We start from the raw sequence: 13,146 nt of genomic DNA, 5'->3' as shown, positions 1-13,146 counted from the left end.
GCGGCCGTTGCCAAATCACACAAGGAGCTTGAAACTCCTGGAGTGCACCCCATGGATTTCTGCGTAATTCATTCAGGAGAGATGCCACAGTGACCGATTCCGCCACTGGCTTGCTGGACGAGCTGGATCTGTCCCTGGTCAATGCGCTCCAGACCGCGCCCCGCGCGTCCTGGGCGCGGGTAGGAAGGGCCATCGAAGTCAGCCCGGTGACGGCGGCGCGGCGCTGGGAGCGGCTGCGCGCCCAGGGTCTGGTCTGGGTGACCGCGTACGGCGGAGCCTTCGTCAACCACCACCATTGTGTCGCCATCGTCGGCGTGGACTGCGAACCCGGCCGCATCCCAGCGATCTCGGCCGCGCTTGCCGAGCAACCGCAGATCGCCAGCATCGAGCACACAGCGGGCCACCACGACCTGTCCCTCAACGTCATGGTGGACTCGCTGGCTGACCTCTCCCGGCTGCACACCGAGGTCCTCGGGAGACTGCCCGGGGTGCGTGCCACACACAGCCGGATCGTCACCCGGTTCTTCACCGAGGGCTCCCGCTGGGACATTCGCGCCATCAGCCGCGACCAGCGCGAGGCGGTCCGCTCCGGGGCGCCCCCCGCGGTGGGTGACGTCGATCCCGCACCGGCCGAGGCCGACCGGGAGCTGCTGCTCGCACTCGGCGCCGACGGGCGCGCCGGATACGGCGAATTGGCCCGACGTACGGGAATGAGTGAGTCGACGGTGCGGCGCCGGGTGGCGTGGATGGTGCGCACGGGGGCCGCGCTGCCGCGCTGCGAGGTGGCCCACACCTACTCGCCGTATCCGGTGTTCGCCACCTTCCACGCGAACGTGCCCTCCGACGCGCTGGCCCGGGTCGGCCCCGCACTGGCCGCGCTGCCGGAGGTGCGGATGTGCGCGGCGACCACCTCGAACCACAACCTGGTGGTCAACGGCTGGGTACGCTCCACCCCCGACGTGCTGCGCCTGGAGTCGTACATCGCCGAGCGCTTCCCGGAGATCGCTGTGACCGACCGCTCCCTCACGCTCGGCAATCCCAAGCGCATGGGCTGGATCCTCGACGAGGCGGGGCGGGCGGTGCGGCATGTACCCATCGACCTGTGGCGGCGGCCGGGGGCCGGCTGAGCCACCAGCGCCGGCGCCTCTCACGCCGCGACGAGCCGGCGGCGCGGGGGTCGGCGTCGCAGGCGGAGGTGTAGCGTCCGCCGCCCAGGTTCATGTTGGCGGCGATGATGGGCTACCGGCTTGCTTTTCTTGTAGGTGGCGGAGGAGACGGGGTCGACGTCGCCGGTGGGGTCGAGGCCGTCGGCTGCGGCGGGTGTGGCGGCGAGACTGAGGCTGGTGACGGCTGCGGCGAGGACGGCAGCCCATATGGGTCTTCTCAAAGCGGGTGCTCCTGGTTGAGGGCATAAAAGGGGCCAGCCCGGGGGCGACGGGGACGCTCCCCGGGCTGGCGTTCAGAGGGTGGTTCAGGTGGCGTTGGCGCCGTTCTTCGGGTTGCCGTCACGCTTCATTGTCTGGAGGTAGGTGTAGGCGACGGAGCGGCAGAGGCTCTTGAACCGGTAGGCGCTGCAGGTGTAGTCGGCGAGGGTGGTGTGGAAGGCGTTGTCTACGTTCGATTTCTTGGAGCGGTCGAGGTAGTACTTGTAGCCCTTGTAGGTATTGCCGATGAGGCCGTAGCCGTAGTCGTGCATGTCACAGGCGTTACGAAAGTCGTAGCCGGACGGCTTGTCCGGGGCGGACGTGCAGTGGTCGTGGTTGATGCCTACGACCCAGTAACCGGTGGGGAGCTTCTTCCAGTAGGGCTGGTGCCAGCCGTGGTGGGCGACCCAGGCGGCGCAGCCGTCTTCGAGGTACCAGAGCCAGTCGGTGGCGCGGTCGCAGTGGCGGGGGCGGGCTTGGGGGTCGCTGTTTTCACCGGTGGTGAAGTCGGACGCGGGGGGCTGGGTGGCGTTGGGGTCGGTAATGCCTTCGGCGCCGTTGAAGATGGGCTCTGAGGCGGGGTGGCTGGGGCCGACGGGTTCGACGTTGGGGGAGCCGTCGTCTCTGGAGGAGAAGTCCAGGTCCCAACTCCCGTGAGGAGCCAGGTCGTTGCCCATCCAGCGGTGGCGGTGGTGGCGGACGTACTGGAGGTCGATGAAGTGCCACCGGTGAAGTGTGATCGAGCAATTGTCAAGAGTTGCGGATCGGGTGATGTGTGATCAGGCTGCGGTGGCCTCCTCCGTGCGTTCGACCAGAGCGCCGTTCTCGAACCTTGCGCCGGAGCGGACCAGCGCGACCAGGTGGGCCCCGGTGATCGCCCGCCAGCGTTCCTGGGCGGACTCGACCGGATTGAACACCATCGCCAGGGCAGCAGCCGGGCTGCCCGCACCGCGGGTGACCTTGGTTCGAAGCTTCACGGTCGAGAAGGTCGACTCGATGGGGTTCGTGGTCCGCAGGTGGATCCAGTGCTCGGCCGGGAAGTCGTAGAACGCCAGCAGCTCCTCCGCATCGTCGGTGATCTCAGCGACGGCCTTGGGGCACTTCGTCCCGTAGGTCTTCGTGAACGCTCTGATCGCCTTCTCCGCGTGCGCGCGGTCCTCGGCGCTGTAGATCTCCTGCATCGCCTTCGTCGCACCCGGCTGCGCGGACTTCGGCAAGGCGTTCGTGACACTCCGGGCCTTGCGTAACGGCTCGAACCCAAAGCGTTTCGGATCAAAATAAGCGGGTTGGTCGAAGTCAATTACTGATCATTTGGGGCGTTAAGGCGCCGACCTGGGGGAGGCGAAATGATCAGTAGTGCGCTTCGCTGATGCCGCTTAGAACCGTCCGCTCGTACAACGCGTCCCTCAACTTCACCGGGTACATCAACAACGTCTACTCTCATTCGAGTTACGCCGTTGACCAGACGGGAAGAGCGGGGGAGTCGCACCATCATGAGCGGTACGAACGGGGACGGACGCGACGAGCGGGACGACAGCGTCGACGGGGGTATCAAGCCGCTCGCGGTGAGCGACCCCGCGCGCATCGGGCCGTATCTGCTGCTCGGGCGGCTTGGTGCCGGTGGCATGGGGCGGGTGTTCCTCGCGCGGTCGGACAGCGGGCGGACCGTAGCCGTGAAGGTGGTGCACGAAGAGCACGTGTCCGACGAGCAGTTCAGGGCGCGGTTCCGGCGGGAGATCGAGGCGGCGCGGAGGGTCGGCGAGCGGTACACGGCGCCGGTGCTCGACGCGGGTCCGGGCGACGAACCGCCGTGGGTCGCCACGGGGTACGTTCCCGGGCTCTCGCTTGAGCAAGTCGTGCGGCTGTACGGGCCGTTGCCGGCCGCGTCCCTGCACGCCCTCGCCGACGGGTTGCTGAAGGCACTCAAGGACATTCACGGCGCCGGGATCGTGCACCGCGACCTGAAGCCGTCCAACGTGATGCTCACCGTGGACGGCACGAAGGTCATCGACTTCGGGATCGCGCGGGCGCTCGAGACGTCCGTCGAGTCCTTGTTGACCAGTACGGGTATGGCCATCGGCTCTCCCGGGTTCATGTCGCCGGAGCAGGTGCGCGGGCAGCGCGTGGGGGTCAAGAGCGACGTGTTCACCCTCGGGTGCGTGCTGACGTATGCGGCGACCGGGCAGCTGCCGTTCGGGCAGCGGGCAAGCAATCAGCACGCGGTGATGTTCCAGATCGTGGAGGGCGAGCCCGACCTGACGCGTGTCGAGGACGCCGCGCTGCGGGCGCTCATCGCCCGGTGTCTGACGAAGGGAATCGACCAACGGCCTGACGTCGACGAACTGTTGGAGGACCCCGAACGGCCGCGTCCCCGCGCCGCGCGCGGCGCCTGGCTGCCTGCCGGCGTTGTCGCGCACCTCGCGCAGCAGTCCGCACGGCTGCTCGACGCCGAGGCGGCGCCGCTGCGGGAGGAGCCCGTGGACCTGGCGACCATCGGGCTGCGGCCGAAGAGCGGGCCACCCGAAGTCGTCCCGGCGGACAACGACACCACGACGCGACGGCGGGAGCACGAACGGCGGCCCCGCCGACGCCGCAGGCTCATCGTTCTGCCCATCGTTGCCGTCGTCACCGTCGGCGGCGGCACGGTCGTCCTGCTCCAGCCCTTCGGGGGCGGCGGCGGGGACGGAACGCACGCCCAGTCACCGGGCAGCAGCGCGAGTGCCACTCCTGGTGGCAGCAACTCACCGAGCGCGCCCAGTAGTTCACCTTCCAAGGGAGGAAACGGGAAGGACGGGGGCGACGGCAAGGGCGAGGGCGGCGAGAAGGGGAAGGGTGACGAGGGCGGGCCGGATATGCCGAACGCCCGGAAGAGCGACGGCAGTTCATCCGCTGGCGACAGCGGCCCCGACAGCGGCGGCAGCGGCACCGGCGGCGGGTCCGGCACCAGCGGCGGCACCGGTACCAGCGGCGTGTCCGGCTCTACGGGGTCCTCTGGCTCTTCGGGCGCGGACGGCGGAGATTCGTCCGGCTCCGGTGGCTCGTCCTCCGGCTCGCGGCCGCCCGCCATGACGAGCTACAAGGCTGCGTACACCAACTCCTGTGTTGGCGCGTGCGACATGCCAATCAAGGTGAGCTGGTCGGCGATCTCCCGAGCGACCAGGTACGACATCCACTACACCAACACGGGCAGCAACTTCACCGAGAAGAACGTCGACACCACCTACTCAACCGGCAGCACCAGCTACACGATCAAGGGTCCGTACTCCGGTGACGAGATCTGCGTCACGGTGCGCGCGGCCAACAAGTACGGCGCCTCTGCCTGGGCGGAGACCTTTTGCGACACGGTGCCCTACTAACGCTGGTTTGTTGACAGCGCAGTGGGTCGGCAGCAGGCAAAGAGCACGTGTCCGAGCTCACCGCGTACATCGCCTTCGTCAACATGGCGACCAGGAACAACATCGCGAACGGGGTCACGTCGCAGGGCTTCTCCGATGCCTGCGAGATTCCGCTGGCCACGCGTCCCGCGAAGTCCGGCGTGGCGTCAACGGCATGACCGCCGACCCGTTCGTCACCCATCGCAGCCTGCTGTTCACGGTCGCCTACGAGATGCTCGGGTCGGCGGCCGACGCGGAGGACGTGCTGCAGGAGTCGTGGCTGCGGTGGGCCGACGTCGACCACTCGCAGGTGCGTGACCCGCGGGCCTACCTCGTTCGAATCGCCACGCGGCAGGCGCTCAACCGCCTGCGAACGCTCTCGCGCAGCCGCGAGGAATACGTTGGCGAGTGGCTGCCGGAGCCGCTGCTGACCAGTCCTGATGTCGCCGAGGACATCGAACTCGCGGAGAGCGTCTCGATCGCGATGCTGACCGTCCTCGAAACGCTCGGGCCCACCGAGCGGGCGGTGTTCGTGCTCCGCGAGGTCTTCGAGATGCCGTACGGCGAGATCGCCGAGGCCGTCGGGAAGTCCGCGGCCGCGGTGCGGCAGATCGCGCGGCGGTCACGCGAGCACGTGGCGGCCCGGCGGCCACGGGCGCGGGTGAGCCGGTCGGAGCAGCAGGCCGTGGTGGAGAGGTTCCTGTTCGCGTTGCGTACCGGGCAGTTGCAGGAACTGCTGGACGTCATGGCGCCGGACGTGGTCGTGATCGCCGACGGTGGCGGGGTAGTGGCCGCCGCTCTGGCTCCGATCCACGGGGTCGAACCAGTGGCGAAGTTGCTCGCGCGCGCGAAACGGGTGGTGGCCGGGTTCGATGCGACGGCCGTGTGGCTCAACGGCGCGCCTGCGGGCCGGATCGAGTTCGACGGCGAGCCGGCTGCGGTGAGCCTCGTGGTGGAGAACGGGCGGGTCACCCGGATCTACGTGGTGCGAAACCCGCGGAAGCTGACGCGGCTGGACGAACCGGCCGAACTCGCCAGGTAAGCCCGGTGCTGTTCTGGCGTCGTGAGTGTTCCGGGCGGTTCCAACCGCCCGGAACACTCACGACCGCACAGTGGTCAGACGCCGACCCGTCCCGGATGGTCTGCCGTCCACCGGCAGCCAAGTCCTACGCTCTGAGGAGTGATACCACTTGAATACTCAGGCCACCCCGAGGAGGAGCCACATGTCAACATCCTCAGCAACAAGCAACAAAACGATGTTCAGCCGCTTGCATGACGCCGTGAACACCGGCGATGCAGAGCTCATCTCGAAGACTATCGACGAGGTCGTCGCGCCGGACGTGCTGTTCCACGCGCCAGTACCGATGGGTGCGACGGGGGCGCAGGCACTCAAGCAAGTGTGGGCGGTGCTCCTTCGCGCGTTCCCCGACCTTCACGTTGCGGTCGAGGATGTGATCGCCGAGGGGGACAAGGTCGTCTTCAGAAACACGGTTACCGGGACCCACCAGGGCGAGTACAGGGACCTCCCGCCAACCGGCAGGTCCGTCAGGTACAGCGAGATCTTCATCTTCCGCTTCGCAGGCGGTCGAATCGCTGAGATCTGGGGGGTCGTCGACGTCTTCTCGCAGATGCGACAGCTCGGCGTGATTCCCGGAGGCTCTTCGTAACCACAGCAACGGAAAGCCTGGTGACGGCCATCGGGTGACTCGCAGATGTCCACATCAATACTGATCGGCATGCGCCAGCGCGACGTCGACCCCGGCCAGCAGTTGATCAGCGTGGTGCGCAAGGGCTCGCGGGCGGTCCAGCAGGTGCCGGCGTCAGCGGACGCATTCGTATGGCTGCGCCTCTACCAGCAGGAGGTACACGGCCAGGTCCCGCGAGGCCGCACCCAGCCGGTGTGGTGGACACGGCGAGACCCGATCCGACCCCTGACCTACCACGGCGCCCACCGGATGTTCGAACGCGTCAATGCCTCGATCGGTGCCGACTGGACCCTCCACGACCTGCGGCACAGCGCAGCCGCCCGCATGGTGCGCGACCCGAAGCTGAGCTGTCCGACGTGCAGTGGGTGCTCGGCCACGCCCATCTGTCCGCCACAGAGGTATATCTGACGCCGCACAAAGACGAGGTCGTGGCCGGTGTGCTGGCGCATCACGCACGCCGTGCCCGCGAGAACATCCAGCCGGCGCCTCCGCCGCCGGCACCGGGCTACGACCCGGCGTCGCTGGACGTCCTGTTCGGGCGCTCGTCATGACGGCCGCCGTCAAGCACGCGACGCGCAAGCCGTCGGAGATCACGAACGCGACCGCGGAGCAGGCCCAGGCGCGGAACAGTCGATTGCGGGAGCAGTTTCCGGCCCGGACCGCGGAACGGTGGTGGCCCCAGACCGGGCAGTCTTCTGAGGAGACGCTGCGCCGCCTGACGGCGCCGCCGTTCCTTCCGGCGGCGAACGGCACCCGAGCCGGACGCCGCCGCGGAGTGACCAAGCTGCTGCACTGGCTGTCGAGCCAGCCCGGGGATACCTGGCAGCAGCGCTGGATGGCCACGGGGGCCGAGGACTTGTCCGGAGCCGCCTGGGTGGAGCTCCCCCAGCGGTGGCTGAGCGAGCGCGGACCCTCACCGTCGCATGACCGGGAAGACCTGGCTTCCGGGCTGCTCATGCTGATCTGCGGAGACGCCATCCGTCCCGCTCTGCCGTGGATGCTCACCCGCACGCACCGGTATCTCGCCTCGGTGATGGCCGAGGTTCGAGACCCGGACGGATTCGCGCGTCTGCACCAAGCTGGCCGCCGCCGGGCCAGCGAGCTCGCGCAAGGACGCCCAGATCGCCGCGACGAGGATCGCCACCCTGCTGGCCTGCAAGGGCGGACGGATCGCCGACATCACCGTGGGCCAGGTCAGCCTGGCCGGCGCTGAACAGAAGCTCGCCCACACCGACCTGATCACCGCTCGACACTCGACTGTTGACCTGGGATGCCCGACTTCACCCGCATCGCGGGGGCGGAAAGGCAGCACATCCCAGAAGCCGTCAGATTCTCCACGGCCACAGAACGTCCGTCCTAACAGCCCCTGAGTGCGGCATCTCGCCCCATGCCTGTATCAAACGCCCTTCAAAACACGATCAAGTGCCGCCCGGCCTGCAGGTCCCCAGTTCGGCTTGCCGCCGGGAAGGCCCCGATCTCCGTTCTGCCCCATGAGCATTAGGAAGAGGCTCTTCATAGCAGCCAGCCCGCGGGCGCGCCGGATCGCCGCCTCGTCTGCATGCGCATACGTGTCGAAGAACCGTGAGGCCGTGCCCGCGGGTAGCAGCACCCATGCGGCGGCGAGGTCCCACGCCGGATCGCCGGCGAACATGGCACCGAAGTCGACGATGCCCGAAAGCGTTCCGTCCGAGACGACGACGTTCGCGGGATGAAGGTCACCGTGCACCCATACCGGCGGGCCCTCCCACTCGGGGGCCGCAACGGCATCGTCCCAGACGGCCCGGACCTCGTCGGCAATGCCGCCGGGGACAACGGCTTCAAAGAAGTAGTCGAAGCCGTCCGTGCACTTCTTGGGGTGAGCGCCGAAGTCCGAGCTGATCGGCGCCTCGGCGGGCGCCTCCACGTGGAGCGCCCTGAGGAAGCCCGCCAGTGTGTCGGCCGCGTGGGCGCCGCGGCTGATCGAGCCGTGGTCCAGCGGCTCGCCGGGAACCCACGTCATCACGGTCCAGTGCTTGGGGAAGCGCTCTGACGGTTCGCCGAACCGCACCGGGGTCGGCACCGGGAGCGGCAGACGCGGGGCCAGCACAGGTAGCCACCGCCGCTCCTTGAGCTGGAACTCCGGGGTGGGGTCCATGCGCTGCATGCGCACGGCCAACTCGTCCCCGAGGCGCCACATTTGGTTGCCCCAGCCGCCCGCCACCTCGCGGATGGCCAGCCCCGCAAGGTCTGGATGTTGCTCCTGCAGCAGGTCGCGGACCAGGTCTGCGGTGATCTCGATCTCGGTGTCGGTCATGCGAAGTCACAGTACAGAAGCGGCAGGCGGAGCGGCTTTTGCTCTCCGGCACATCTCGCTGTGATCCCTCTGGCATCACCAATTCGGTTTCAGAGAGCTGCAGACCAGAGGCTTTGGGACGAAACGGCCCCAAAGTTCAGAGAAGCAGGCGTGTTCGTGCTTGCAGGGGGTGCCGTAGGGCCGTCCGCAGGTGCCGAGTGAGACCTTCCGCAACTCGAAGTGCTGCTGGAAGTCGTGCCATTCCTGCTCGGTGGGCTCGCGGTATTCCTGTTGTGGGCGCTCGGCCCGGCGGCGGTCCAGGAAGCCGCGGTAGGTCCTGACCAGGTCGTCCTGGAAGACCGCGAGGTAACGACCTTGGGATTTATTAGCGGCGGGGAGGGGCTGCTGCTCGGGGGACGTGCCCGGTTGCTCCTGGACCCCCAAGGTCGGGTGTCAGTGGCTCGTGCAAGGGTGCCTCCCATGGAGTCTTCGGAAGTGGTTGAGGCATTGTGGGATCGGATCCAGGCGCGCGATTGGTCAGCTGTCGCCGGTTTGGTCGCAGAGGACGTCGTGGTGGAGTGGCCGATCAGCGCGGAGCGCATCGTTGGCAACAAGAACTTCGTCGCGGTGAACAGCGAATACCCGGGAGGTTGGTCGATTCGGGTGCTGCGGATTGTGGCTGACGGCAACGAGGTGGTCTCCGAGGTCGAGGTGCCGCATGACGAGTTCGGCGTGTTCCGCGCAGCCTCATTCTGGACCGTCGAGCAGGGACAGATCGTGCGCGGCCGGGAGTACTGGACAAGTGTTGGGGCTGATCCGCGCCCGGAGTGGCGGGCGGCTCTGGTTGAACCCATGTGAGGTGGCTCTGCCGCTCGCATCGACGGTCCGGCTGATTCGGCCGTGACATGAGAAGGGCCGTGCGGGTTGGGCTGGTTGTGAAGCTGACCTGGGCCCGCACGGCCTGCTCCCATCCTGCCCTGTCCGGTGTTTCCCGCGCACACTTCGGCGAGTTGTTCGCTGAACTCGCCGCCCCGTGGGAGGCAGCGCGACAGTCTGCGCTTCGCGAAGCCAGGGGCGGTGAACGCCGTAGGGCGCCCGGCGCCGGGCGCAAGCCGAAGCTGGTCTTCTGCGACCGGCTGCTTCTCACCCTGGTGCACCTGCGCCATCAGCTGCCGCACGAGGTTCTCGCCGAGCTGTACGACGTCGACCGCTCGACCGTTTCGACGGCGATCCGGCAGGTCCGCTCGTTACTTGCGGCCCGTGGTTTCGCGGTGCCCAACCGGCCCGGAGTGCGTCTGCGGACACTGGAGGACCTCTTCGCTTACGCTGAGGCCGAAGGGGTCGAGCCTCGACTCGACGGCGCCGAGACCCAGGTCAGACGCCCACAGGCAGGCCGTCCCGGGCGCCGGGCCTTCATCTCGGGCAAACGTCGGCAGAACACGATCAAGACCACCACGTTCAGCGACGGGCAGGGCCGAATGCTGCTGTCTGGGATCGTGCGGCCCGGCCGGATGCACGACCAGACTGCCGTACGCACCGAGGGCATCGCCGAACAGCTCCGGCTCCACCCATCGGTGAAGTCTCAGGTCGACGCCGGGTATGCCGGGCTGGCCAAGGAGTTCCCCGACCAGGTCACCGCCCCGCCGAAGAAGCCGAAGGGCGAGGCGAGCGACGGTGACAAACGGGCCTGGAACGAAGCGCGGCGGCGCCAGTCCTCGGCCCGGATCTGTGTCGAGCACACCAACGCCGAACTGCGGCAGTGGACACCCTTGCGACGCTTTACCGGACGCCGTGACACCTACGCCGAGACGCATCTGGCGATCGCCGGCCTCGTCTCCGACCGGGCCGCACGGCGCCCCACCCAACGCCGGGCAAGCACCGAACTCGTCCTCGTCCGCAACAGCACCTGCTGATCACACACCAGCCGAACCTTCAGGCCAACACGTCCCGACCTCAATTTTCCCCGAGGTCGTAAGCCTGAGTGGTGGTCAGAGTTTTGTGTCCGAGAATTCGTGCGGCGATGTGGACAGGAAGTCCGCCGGTGACGGTTTCGGTGGCGAACATTCTGCGGAAGTCGTGCGGGGTGTAGATCAGTGGCTCGCCCGCCTGGTCGCGAAGTCCGGTGGCCTCCAGGGTGAGGTGACCCCTGTGGTGTGGACACACCTGACAATGGATCTTGCTGATCCTGGAAGGTGTAGATCTACGTGGCACGGCCCTCGAAGTACAGTGCGGAGTTCCGGTCCGACGCGATCGCGTTGTGGCGGGCTTCGGCCGGCAGGCGGACGTTCAAGGACGTCGCGGCTGATCTGAACGTCAACCCCGAGACGCTGCGGACCTGGGTGCGTGATGCCGACGGTCGTCCAGTCGCCGCAGGCGCGTCGCAGGACACCGAGGCCGAGTTGGCCCGGCTGCGGGCGGAGAACGCGCGGCTGGCCAAGGCGGAGAAGGAATGGCAGCTGGAGCGGGAGATCCTGCGTCGGGCAGCGGCCTATTTCGCCCGGGAGATGAAGTGAAGACCGCCGCTTGGGACTTCGTCTCCACCCACGCCGAGATGTTCGGCATCAAGCGGATATGCCGGGTGCTGGAGGTCTCCCGCTCGGGCTACTACCGGTGGATCACCGGCGCTGAGGCGCGGGCGGGGCGGCAGTTCGAGGAGGACGCCCTGGTCGAGGAGATCCGCGAAATCCATGCCGAACACCGCGGGAACTACGGCGCGCTTCGAGTCCATGCCGAACTGCGCGGCTTCGGCCACACGGTCAACCACAAGCGCGTGGCCAGGCTGATGCGCAAGCACGGCATCGTCGGCCGTCACCTGCGGAAGAAGAAGCGCACCACGATCCCGGACCGCCTCGCGCCGCCAGTGGCGGACCTGGTCCAGCGGGACTTCACCGCCAGTACGCTGGACGAGAAGTGGTGCGGCGACATCACATATGTGCAGGTCGGAGCCGCGTGGCTCTACCTCGCTTGCGTCATCGATATCCGGTCGCGCCGAGTGCTCGGCTGGTCGATGGCCCCGCACATGCGGGCCGAGCTCGTCATCGACGCACTCCAGGCCGCGGTCGCGACCCGCGGCGGCAACGTGACCGGAGTGATCTTCCACGCGGACCGCGGATCGCAATACACCTCGGCCGCGTTCGCCCAGGTCTGCGACCTGCACGGCATCCGCAGAAGCATGGGCAGGGTCGGCTCCAGCTACGACAACGCCCTGGCCGAGAGTTTCTGGCAGGGACTGAAGCGAGAAACGATGCACAGGAGAGTGTTCGTGACGATGTCTCAGGCGAGGCTCGAGATATTCCGGTGGCTCACCTACTACAACGCCCGACGCCGACACAGCGCGCTCTCCTACCTCTCCCCGATGGAATTCGAACAGCACCACCACAAGACAGCTAAACTCTCACTCGCAGCATGAACCCCTGTGTCCACACTCCGGGGGTCACCTCAAACATCGGTACAGCCGTTGGCGCTGAGATTAATCATGGTCCGGCTGTAGCTGCCGGGAGGGTTGACACGGTTCTCGTACTCGCGACGGGCTTTGCGCTGTGGCGGGATGGCCGGGGTGCCGTGGGTGCCCGGGTGTGAGTAGTTGCGGTACAGAGAGTGCCGCAACTACTCACACCCGTGTGGGCTGAGTTTCTTTTGGGGGATAACCCCACCCGGTTTCGGGGTTTTCCCGGACTGTGCCCAGGTGTCCGCCGCCCCTAGCGTGCGGGTATGTCAACTTCCCGACGCATCAAGGCCTTCGCGGCGCGCCCGGTACGCAGGTCGTACGGCACCGCCTCGTACAGCGCGGCGTGCAGCCGGTCGTTCTCCTCCTGGCGGACCGCGGCCACCATCCGGGCCGGCGTCGTGACCCCGGGCAGCAGCCCCCGATTGTTCACTAGCCACACAACCGCCCGGTCGAACAAGGCCCGCGGACCCTCCAGCGACGACCACACCCGCGCCGCCAGGAACTCCCGCAGCTCCGCCTCACCCGCCGCGAAGTCCCGGTACCCGTAGGCGTCGCGGATCTCCCACGCGTGCTCGTACGCCGTCTGCGAGCGCGCCCCGTACTCGGCGAAGTGTTCGTCGTCGATGCCGAGCTGCTCGGCGACGAATCGCACCACGGAGGCCGGTACCGCCGTGGGGTCCTCGGTGAGGAAGGTGCCGAGCATCCGCGCCGTGCCCCACTGCACCGCCCACCCCAGCCTCGTGGCCGGACGGCGTTTCATCCGCGCCAGCTCCAGGGCCCTGGTGTCCAGGCGGAAAACTGTTCCAGCTCGCCGGGTGACGGCTCCGTGGCGAACCGGCCGTAGCGGGCCTCTTGCTCAGCAGACAGGTACTCAACAGGCATGACCAGGAACGTAGAGCCCGCTGACCAGGCAAGACGGGCA

General features: G+C 67.7%; 15 protein-coding genes and 1 pseudogene. 10 read left to right on the top strand and 6 right to left on the bottom strand.

Annotated features, from left to right (window positions below; all coding sequences use genetic code 11):
- Positions 1-89: 89 nt before the first annotated feature.
- Entirely contained in the window at positions 90-1,127 is a 1,038-nt protein-coding gene (locus NRF20_RS03255; protein WP_266354810.1) for an Lrp/AsnC family transcriptional regulator, read from the top strand.
- Positions 1,128-1,147: 20 nt separating this feature from the next.
- Here NRF20_RS03255 and NRF20_RS03250 read toward each other — a convergent pair whose 3' ends face one another.
- The 3 genes and pseudogenes from NRF20_RS03250 to NRF20_RS03240 all read right to left on the bottom strand — a co-directional run.
- The gene (locus NRF20_RS03250) at positions 1,148-1,387 is read right to left on the bottom strand and encodes a hypothetical protein (RefSeq protein WP_398634654.1); all 240 of its coding nucleotides are present in this window, start codon (positions 1,385-1,387) and stop codon (positions 1,148-1,150) included.
- An 84-nt stretch (positions 1,388-1,471) separates the two neighbouring features.
- On the bottom strand, positions 1,472-2,101 hold the full coding sequence (locus NRF20_RS03245; RefSeq protein WP_413751957.1) for a phospholipase A2: 630 nt from the start codon (positions 2,099-2,101) through the stop codon (positions 1,472-1,474).
- A gap of 102 nt (positions 2,102-2,203) precedes the next feature.
- A pseudogene (locus tag NRF20_RS03240) lies at positions 2,204-2,665 on the bottom strand (transposase); the annotation flags it as partial.
- 252 nt (positions 2,666-2,917) lie between these two features.
- Here NRF20_RS03240 and NRF20_RS03235 point away from each other — a divergent pair.
- From NRF20_RS03235 to NRF20_RS03210, 6 genes are all read left to right on the top strand, one after another.
- A complete protein-coding gene (locus tag NRF20_RS03235; protein WP_413751956.1) occupies positions 2,918-4,780 on the top strand; it encodes a protein kinase domain-containing protein in 1,863 nt (620 codons plus the stop codon).
- Positions 4,781-4,827: 47 nt separating this feature from the next.
- On the top strand, positions 4,828-4,977 hold the full coding sequence (locus NRF20_RS03230; RefSeq protein WP_413751955.1) for a hypothetical protein: 150 nt from the start codon (positions 4,828-4,830) through the stop codon (positions 4,975-4,977).
- Positions 4,974-5,840, top strand: a complete 867-nt coding sequence (locus tag NRF20_RS03225; protein WP_413751954.1) for an RNA polymerase sigma-70 factor — start codon at positions 4,974-4,976, stop codon at positions 5,838-5,840. The genes NRF20_RS03230 and NRF20_RS03225 overlap by 4 nt, the downstream gene beginning before the upstream one ends.
- 181 nt (positions 5,841-6,021) lie before the next feature.
- Positions 6,022-6,465, top strand: coding sequence for an ester cyclase (locus NRF20_RS03220; RefSeq protein ID WP_413751953.1), 444 nt, complete (start codon positions 6,022-6,024; stop codon positions 6,463-6,465).
- Between the two features lie 45 nt (positions 6,466-6,510).
- Positions 6,511-6,912, top strand: coding sequence for a hypothetical protein (locus NRF20_RS03215; RefSeq protein ID WP_398635294.1), 402 nt, complete (start codon positions 6,511-6,513; stop codon positions 6,910-6,912).
- A gap of 139 nt (positions 6,913-7,051) precedes the next feature.
- Positions 7,052-7,717 (top strand): hypothetical protein, encoded by a 666-nt coding sequence (locus tag NRF20_RS03210; RefSeq protein WP_398635295.1) that lies wholly within the window; start codon positions 7,052-7,054, stop codon positions 7,715-7,717.
- Positions 7,718-7,900: 183 nt separating this feature from the next.
- Here the strand turns inward: NRF20_RS03210 and NRF20_RS03205 are convergent, their stop codons facing one another.
- Positions 7,901-8,797 (bottom strand): aminoglycoside phosphotransferase family protein, encoded by an 897-nt coding sequence (locus NRF20_RS03205; protein WP_413751952.1) that lies wholly within the window; start codon positions 8,795-8,797, stop codon positions 7,901-7,903.
- A gap of 219 nt (positions 8,798-9,016) precedes the next feature.
- Between NRF20_RS03205 and NRF20_RS03200 the strand changes: the two genes are divergently transcribed.
- Both NRF20_RS03200 and NRF20_RS03195 read left to right on the top strand, forming a co-directional pair.
- The gene (locus tag NRF20_RS03200; RefSeq protein WP_413751951.1) at positions 9,017-9,634 is read left to right on the top strand and encodes a nuclear transport factor 2 family protein; all 618 of its coding nucleotides are present in this window, start codon (positions 9,017-9,019) and stop codon (positions 9,632-9,634) included.
- A 59-nt stretch (positions 9,635-9,693) separates the two neighbouring features.
- Complete coding sequence (locus NRF20_RS03195; RefSeq protein WP_413751950.1) at positions 9,694-10,689, top strand: transposase family protein; 996 nt, start codon at positions 9,694-9,696, stop codon at positions 10,687-10,689.
- 40 nt (positions 10,690-10,729) lie between these two features.
- On the opposite strand, the gene NRF20_RS03190 is transcribed toward NRF20_RS03195, so the two are convergent.
- Entirely contained in the window at positions 10,730-10,939 is a 210-nt protein-coding gene (locus NRF20_RS03190) for a tyrosine-type recombinase/integrase (protein WP_413751949.1), read from the bottom strand.
- A gap of 41 nt (positions 10,940-10,980) precedes the next feature.
- On the opposite strand from NRF20_RS03190, the gene NRF20_RS03185 reads away from it, so the two are divergent.
- Positions 10,981-12,185, top strand: a protein-coding gene (locus tag NRF20_RS03185) for an IS3 family transposase (protein WP_413751948.1) whose coding sequence is annotated in 2 segments (ribosomal slippage) — positions 10,981-11,221 and positions 11,221-12,185 — 1,206 coding nt in all. Because the reading frame shifts where the segments join, the coding sequence is not laid out codon by codon here.
- Positions 12,186-12,474: 289 nt separating this feature from the next.
- Here NRF20_RS03185 and NRF20_RS03180 read toward each other — a convergent pair.
- Positions 12,475-13,014, bottom strand: a complete 540-nt coding sequence (locus NRF20_RS03180; RefSeq protein ID WP_398632926.1) for a DUF4158 domain-containing protein — start codon at positions 13,012-13,014, stop codon at positions 12,475-12,477.
- Positions 13,015-13,146: the final 132 nt, after the last annotated feature.

This window comes from Streptomyces sp. R-74717 (genome assembly GCF_047305335.1).
GTDB classification, from domain to species: domain Bacteria; phylum Actinomycetota; class Actinomycetes; order Streptomycetales; family Streptomycetaceae; genus Streptomyces; species Streptomyces atratus.
The sequence above is the reverse complement of the archived record's forward strand: the minus strand, read 5'-3'. Positions and strand labels throughout refer to the sequence as shown.

Coding starts and splice junctions, on each gene's coding strand:
- NRF20_RS03210 (WP_398635295.1), top strand. CDS start 7,052: ATGACGGCCGCCGTCAAGCACGCGACGCGCAAGCCGTCGGAGATCACG.
- NRF20_RS03235 (WP_413751956.1), top strand. CDS start 2,918: ATGAGCGGTACGAACGGGGACGGACGCGACGAGCGGGACGACAGCGTC.
- NRF20_RS03245 (WP_413751957.1), bottom strand. CDS start 2,101: ATGGGCAACGACCTGGCTCCTCACGGGAGTTGGGACCTGGACTTCTCC.
- NRF20_RS03220 (WP_413751953.1), top strand. CDS start 6,022: ATGTCAACATCCTCAGCAACAAGCAACAAAACGATGTTCAGCCGCTTG.
- NRF20_RS03205 (WP_413751952.1), bottom strand. CDS start 8,797: ATGACCGACACCGAGATCGAGATCACCGCAGACCTGGTCCGCGACCTG.
- NRF20_RS03225 (WP_413751954.1), top strand. CDS start 4,974: ATGACCGCCGACCCGTTCGTCACCCATCGCAGCCTGCTGTTCACGGTC.
- NRF20_RS03215 (WP_398635294.1), top strand. CDS start 6,511: ATGTCCACATCAATACTGATCGGCATGCGCCAGCGCGACGTCGACCCC.